At 63.6% G+C, this 6934-nt stretch carries 5 protein-coding genes and 2 pseudogenes; all 7 read left to right on the top strand.

The genetic code is table 11. The features are described 5' to 3' along the window. Window positions 1-204, top strand: a pseudogene (locus VSR34_RS34920) (DDE-type integrase/transposase/recombinase); the annotation flags it as partial. Between the two features lie 260 nt (window positions 205-464). Next, a pseudogene (locus tag VSR34_RS34915) lies at window positions 465-1065 on the top strand (IS6 family transposase); the annotation flags it as partial. A gap of 312 nt (window positions 1066-1377) precedes the next feature. Then, on the top strand, window positions 1378-1752 hold the full coding sequence (locus tag VSR34_RS34910) for a hypothetical protein (RefSeq protein WP_342964828.1): 375 nt from the start codon (window positions 1378-1380) through the stop codon (window positions 1750-1752). 11 nt (window positions 1753-1763) lie between these two features. After that, window positions 1764-2084 carry a winged helix-turn-helix domain-containing protein gene (locus VSR34_RS34905; protein WP_342964827.1) on the top strand — a complete coding sequence of 107 codons (321 nt, stop codon included), beginning with the start codon at window positions 1764-1766 and terminating at the stop codon, window positions 2082-2084. Between the two features lie 551 nt (window positions 2085-2635). After that, on the top strand, window positions 2636-3205 hold the full coding sequence (locus VSR34_RS34900; RefSeq protein ID WP_342964826.1) for a hypothetical protein: 570 nt from the start codon (window positions 2636-2638) through the stop codon (window positions 3203-3205). Window positions 3206-3273: 68 nt separating this feature from the next. Next, window positions 3274-5712 (top strand): DEAD/DEAH box helicase family protein, encoded by a 2439-nt coding sequence (locus VSR34_RS34895; protein ID WP_342964825.1) that lies wholly within the window; start codon window positions 3274-3276, stop codon window positions 5710-5712. A gap of 186 nt (window positions 5713-5898) precedes the next feature. Next, window positions 5899-6891 (top strand): DNA-binding protein, encoded by a 993-nt coding sequence (locus VSR34_RS34890; RefSeq protein WP_342964824.1) that lies wholly within the window; start codon window positions 5899-5901, stop codon window positions 6889-6891. Window positions 6892-6934 lie beyond the last annotated feature (43 nt).

Raw genomic sequence — 6934 nt, 5'->3', positions numbered from 1 at the left:
CGGGCAGTGGACAAGGCGGGCGACACGGTCGACTTCCTGCTCAGGGCCAGGCGGGACAAGGTCGCTGCCCGGCGGTTCTTTGAAAAGGCGATCGCCCATAATGGTACGCCAGAGACCGTGACCATCGTCAAAAGCGGTTCCAATCTGGCCGCACTGGATGCGGTGAATGCCGATCGCGAGACACCGATCAAGGTCCGCCAGATCACTCGTCCCGACACCCTTACTGCAACAGAACCTATACGCCGACCCAAATCGGCCGTGGCGCGCCTTCCTGCCCTGCTCCGCCACGGTAATCAATCCAGACTCGACCAGATCGGCCTCGGCGCGATACCAGGTGCGCTCCGACAGTCCAGCCCGCTCAGCAAGGTAGTCACGGGGCTCTGTCAGGTTGACGCAGTAGCGGGGGTAGAATGAAGCGATGAAGGAAAAGAAAGTCGCTTTATCACGGTCACCGCTTCCCTGCCATCGTCATCAGCTGCGCGGTTCGCTGGTATTTCCGGTTCAGCCTGAGCCTGCGCGATATTGAGGAGTTGTTGCTTGAGCGTGGTGTCGTCGTCACGTACGAAACAATCCGTTGCTGGTGCGACAAGTTCGGCACTGGATTCGCCCAGTGTGCAAAGGCGGCGCGGCGCAAGCGGGGCAGCACATGGCATCTGGATGAGATGTTCGTGACGCTGCGCGAGGAGCCGTATCTGCTGTGGCGCGCGGTCGATGAGCATGGCACTGAACTCGACGTTCTGGTGCAAAAACGACGCGACAAGGCCGAGGCCAAGCGCTTCTTCCGGCGGATGCTGCGATCAAACCCGGTGCCGCGCAGGATCGTCACTGACCAGCTACGCGGCTATCCGGCAGCGAAGGCCGAGATCCCACAGCTCGCCCACGTGAAGCATGTTTTCGTCAAGGCGGCTGCACGCGTGAACAACCGCGCCGAGAACAGCCACCAGCCGACCCGCAGACGCGAACGCCAAATGCTCGGCTTTCGCGATGCGCGTCGCGCTCAGGCGTTTCTCTCACGGTTCCGGCCCGATCCGGCAGCAGTTTGCTTTGCCCAGACATCGAATGAAAGCGGCAAGTGTCCAACCGTACCATGTGGAGAGGCGTTCCTGGAGTGCGGCACAACTGTCTCAATCGGTAAGGCTATTTAATAAGGATAACTACCGTTACTGGTGCGCGTACAGTCTACTTTCGTCAACTTGACAAAGCCATCGCAACCGTTGCGGCTTCGCTCGTCGCTGCGGCGTGCCTGTGCGCGGTATCGGTGTATGCCGGGCCGCGGCCATCGCTGGCTAGCGTCGGACGAGCGAACTGAATTCCACTCTGACCCAACGGGGCGCCAATGCCCCGCGAGGGATGCGCCCCGCCTTCTGGAACCTGACGATGACTTACTCATGCAACCAATTCTCTGAAGACATCGTGCGCTGCCTCATCGATGCCGAAGTGGTAGACGCCGTCGCCTTGTCGGACCCCGACATGGGCAGACAGGCCGACGTTGCGATCGCCGGTATCGTCGCTGCTGGACAGGCAGCGCGTGCTGCGCGCTTCATCTCGCTCGTTCTCGCGAGCGACGAATCGCGCGCCGCGCTCGCTGCCACCGGTGACGGCGCCTTCGTCGACGCTCTTCGTCTGGCGGACGCTATCGCGTCCCAGAGCGTGCTTGAATTGCCGCCGGCACGTGCAAACTTTGCTGCGCTCGTCGCGGCGCTGCCTCACGGCCGCGAGTGGGCGAAGCAGATTCGCCTGCGTTCGGTGTAGGATGCGCCATCATGTTTTCGGCAACCAACTCCTACCCCAGCGCGCCCACGCCGCCGACGGCCCATAAGCGCGATCAACTGAAATGGCGTCCGGACTTTGCGAGGATTCGCGGAAAGGTCTACCTCGCCGTCGCAGACCAGATTGAGCAGGCGATCCGGTCCGGCCTGTTCCGGCCGGGCGACGCGCTGCCCACCCAACGGAGCATCGCTGACGATCTGGGTTTCCATTTGAACACGATCAACGCCGCGTTTCGGGAAGTGGCGCGCCGCGGCCTTATCGAGAGTCGTACTCGTCGCGGTTCGATCGTTTCCGTTGGGTCCGCTGCGGTCTGAGCATCACTCGCCGCGCCCATCGTTATCGCCGTACCGATCGCACTTTTCTAACTCGCGGCCTGATCCGCGCCATTTTTCCCTCATGGGGCGACGCCCCGCGAGGGAGTTGCCCTGTCTTTTTCCAAGAGCAACTCGCCTGAGCAACGAACAGATTGATGGCATCGCCCCGGGCATGCCCGTCCTTCAAACGAACGCGCATCTCGGCGGCAGCCTTGTTGTTCGCGCCGGCATACCGCATCGGGGCGGCAAGCTCGCTTTACATGCGTTCAACGAAGGATACGCCGCAATGGTGTCGGCGAATGCCTTCTGGAACCCCGTACGGCAGGCGTTTCACATTCCTGAGGCGACGGACCTTACGGAACTGGACTTCGCCCTCGATAGCGCTGGCTTCACGGCCATGCAACAGTGGAAGGCGCGCGGCAATCAGGCCGGGATCGCCGGTGTACCCGTGGAGTTACGAGCAGTACGTCGAACTCGCGTCGTTTTGTGGTGCATCGTGGTACGCACAACCGGACATGTGCTGCGAACCGGAAATATCGACCGATCGAGACGTGATCGACTATCGAATCAGTGCAACGGCGACGATGCTGGAAGGGACCTTACGTGTCGTGTTCGCTTGGCAGGAGCAACTGTCGCGCGACCATGACAGTCGAGAGGTGAGCAATCTTGTTCGCGTACCGGTGCCGGTAATACAGGGCTATCCGGTAGACGAATATCGTTGGAGCCTCGATCAACTCCTTGCGGTATGGGAGCGATGGAGACCGTGGCTTGCGGAGCCGACGCTGATCGGACTTGGCTCCGTTTGCCGTCGCAGTCTCAATGATCCGCGTCACATGCGGTGCCTTCGTCGGATCCGGAAAACCCTGCGTCTGATGCCATTGCGCGAGCGCTGCAAGCCGCGAGCGCAGGGTATTGATAGACAGGGTTTTTGCGTGATCGGCAAGGTACCGCGCGATCATGTCAGCGCTCGCGGGCAGAAAGCCGCCCCATTCAACCTCGAAATGCCGGAGTGCCGACTGGTAACTGCGCCGGGTGTTTTCGCGCGTCGCGGCTTCGACGTAGCGATCGATGGCAGACATGGCTCGTGGGTAAAATCAGGTGATCTGTATCGGAGACGATGATATGCAACAACGAACGTGTGCGCCAGCCGGCGTGCTCGATGGGAGCCAGGGTTTCGGCCGGTGAAGCGATGAACGAAGGCAAGCTGCTACAGGCAGACTGGGAAAATTTCACACGCGAGGAGCTGCTCGCGGAGCTCACCCGCCTGCAGGCCGAAATCGCGCGGCTCACCGCCTTGCTGCCGGCAACGCTGCAGGCACAGGCAAAGCCCGTGCGGGTGGCCCGGAACGAACCATCGCCAGCAGTGCGAAACACGGGCGCCCCCGTACTTTCGCCCGAGCAGAAGGTACAGCTCTTCCGGCGGCTGTTTCGCGGCCGCACGGATGTCTATCCGCTACGCTGGGAAAGCCGCAATTCCGGAAAATCCGGCTACGCGCCGGCGTGCGCCAACGAATGGCGCGCCGGAATCTGCGAAAAGCCCCGCATCCGGTGCGCCGACTGCGGGCATCGTGTACTGCTGACGCTGAACGACCAGGTCGTCTATACGCACCTGGCCGGCGATCGCACAGTGGGCCTCTATCCGCTGATGCCGGACGGCACCTGCTACCTGCTCGCTGTCGACTTCGACGAGGAAGGCTGGCGTGAAGATGCGCAGGCGTTCCGGCAATCCTGCCTCGAGATGGACGTGCCGGTATCGCTCGAAATCTCGCGTTCAGGCAATGGCGCGCACGCGTGGATCTTCTTCTCGTCGGCCGTTGCTGCACGTGACGCGCGACGGATGGGCTCCGCCATCATCAGCCACACCTGTACCCGGACCCGTCAGCTCGAACTGACGTCCTACGACCGGCTCTTCCCGAACCAGGATGTGCTGCCCAAAGGCGGCTTCGGTAACCTCATTGCCCTGCCGCTGCAGAAGCAGCCACGCGAGCATGGCTGGAGCGTGTTTGTCGATGACGGCTTTCAGCCGTACGCTGACCAGTGGTCGTATCTCGCGTCCGTGCAAACCATGGACAGCCGCGACATCGAGGGGGTGATCTTTCGCGCCACGGGCGGTGCGCACCCGCTCGACGTCGCGTTCATCGCAGAGGAGGATCAGGCCGAACCGTGGAAGCCGCCACCTGCGCAGCCGAAGCGGCTGGCCGGAACGATGCCGGCATCGCTCACACTAACGCTCGCGAACCAGCTCTATCTTGAAAAGGCGCAGCTTCCGCAGGCACTGCTCAACCGGCTCATCCGGCTGGCCGCCTTCCAGAATCCGGAGTTCTACCGGGCCCAGGCGCGCGGCTTCAGCGTATGGGACAAGCCACGCATCATTCGGCGCGCCGAGAACTGCCCGCGCCACATTGCATTGCCGCGCGGATGCCTTGACGACGTCGTGACGCTACTGCGAGATAACGACATCGCCTGCGACATCCGCGACGAGCGCTGCACCGGCGAGCCGCTTGCAGTTCCGTTTGCCGGCACGTTGCGCGATGACCAGCAGGCGGCCGTTACCGACCTGCTGCGACACGACACCGGCATCCTGCATGCGCCGACGGCGTTCGGCAAGACCGTGACGGCGGCCGCGATGATCGCGCAGCGTGGCGTCAACACGCTTGTGCTTGTGCACCGCCGGGAGCTGCTTGACCAGTGGCGTGAACGCCTGCAGTCGTTTCTCGCACTCGACGCGCGCGCGATCGGCACGATTGGCGGCGGCAAGTTGAAAGCGACCGGCCGGATCGACGTCGCGATGCTGCAGTCGGTGGCGCCCGATGGTGCCCGCGGCGAGCTGTTGCGGCGTTACGGCCATGTCATTGTCGACGAATGTCACCACGTCTCGGCGGATTCCTTCGAGGTGGTGCTCAAGGCCGTCCATGCCCGTTACGTGCTGGGTCTGACTGCCACGCCCGTGCGGCGCGACAGCCAGCAACCGGTGATGTTCATGCTGTGCGGGCCGATCCGGCATGCGGCGAAATCCCCGGCCAGCGCGCCCCAGATGCTCGAGGTATTCCCGCAAAGGCTCACCGCCGCAGTGGACATTACTGCCGACGCGCCGATCCAGGAAGTCTTCGCGCGTCTCGCTCAGGACGCGTCGCGCACGCGCATGATCGCCACGGCCATCCATGAGCAATACGCGCGGGGACGCAACGTGCTGGTGCTCACCGAGCGCACAGACCATCTCGAAAGCCTGCAGCAGGCCCTGGAAGACACCGTGCAACCGCTGTTCGTGCTGCACGGCCGCCTCGGCAGGAAAGCGCGGGTGGCGCAGCTGGCTGCCCTTGACGCGCTGGCCAGTGACACGCCCCGGGTCGTGCTGGCGACCGGCAGGCTCGTAGGCGAAGGCTTCGACCATCCGGCGCTGGACACCCTGGTGCTGGCCATGCCGGTTGCGTGGAGGGGCACGCTGCAGCAGTATGCCGGCCGACTGCACCGCGAGCATGCGGGCAAGACCGGCGTACGGGTGATCGATTACGTTGACGGCGGCCATCCGGCACTGCAGCGCATGTGGGAGAAACGCCAGCGCGGCTACCGGGCGATGGGCTACCAGGTCCGCACGCCCGGAGAAGATCTCCAGCTGCAGCTGGCCTGAAATCCGGGCAGCGAATCCGCATTCCGTACCGTTTCCGGCCACCGGAGGTCACTTTTCGGCTCTCACATTCGATAATTCTCCTTTATCGCATGCCATCAACACTCACATCAAACTGCCATTGACCGTGCACTGTAATACGTATATACGTGGTACGTAATACAGTACGATATTCGAGCGAGGAAGCAGATGGCCCGCACCGGCCTTACGCACATGGACGTTAAGCGCGCCCGCGACGCATTGCTCGCGCAGGGACAGCACACATCGATCGACGCGATACGTATCGCGCTCGGCAATTCGGGCTCGAAAACCACGATCCACCGGTACCTGAAGGAACTGGAGGAAGATGAGGGCGCCTCACTCACACGCGCCGGATCGCTCTCGGACGCGATCCAGGATCTGGTGGCCCGGCTCGCAGCCCGCCTGCACGAGGAAGCACAAGCCCTCGTCGACCAGCAGGCCGCCGCTGCGGCCGCGCAACAGCAGCAGGCGCAGTCCGAAATCGCAAGGCTCGGCGCTGAGCTGGCCACGGTGCGAGAGCAACTCACTGGCGCGACCGCCGCCCTTTCCGGGGAGCAGGAGGCGCACGCCGGGACTCGCGTGGCGCTGCATCAGCGCGACCTGGACGTCGAGCGGCTCACCCAGCAGGTACGCGACCAGACCGAGCGCCTTGCCGAGCAGGAAGGCTTCCGCCTGTCGCTTGAGGCCAAGCTCGTGCATGCGCGCGATTCACTTGAGCACTTCCGTACAGCCGCGCGCGAGCAGCGTGAACAGGAAGCCCACCAACATGAGCAGCAGGTCCAGCAGGTGCAGGCTGAGCTACGTCAGGCGAACCAGGCGGCCATCGTCCGGCAGAAGGAGATCACACAGCTGAACCGGGACAACGCGCGGCTCGTCGCAGAAGCGCAAGCCACGACCAGGCTCGCACGCGATCAGCAGGCACATGGCGAGGCGCTGCAGACCGCCCTCAATCGTGCGCTCACCGATCGGGCGCGCGCCGAGGCCGAGCGCGACGCAGCGCAGGCGGTAGCCGATGCGCGGGCAGCCGAGCTGCTCCAGGTACGCGAGGCCCGCGACTCGCTCCGCGCGGACCTCACGAAGCTGGCCGCGCAGCTCGAAGCACAACAGCAGCTCCTGATGGACTACCGGATGCGACTGGGCGGCGCGGACGCGGCTGGCTGAAAGCATCGCATCGCGTGCCGAAAGGACGTCACAATGGCAACGC

The sequence above is a fragment of the Paraburkholderia sp. JHI2823 genome, from assembly GCF_038900695.1.
In the GTDB taxonomy this organism is placed as follows: Bacteria; Pseudomonadota; Gammaproteobacteria; order Burkholderiales; family Burkholderiaceae; genus Paraburkholderia; species Paraburkholderia mimosarum.
This window is presented reverse-complemented; position numbering and strand designations above follow the sequence as displayed.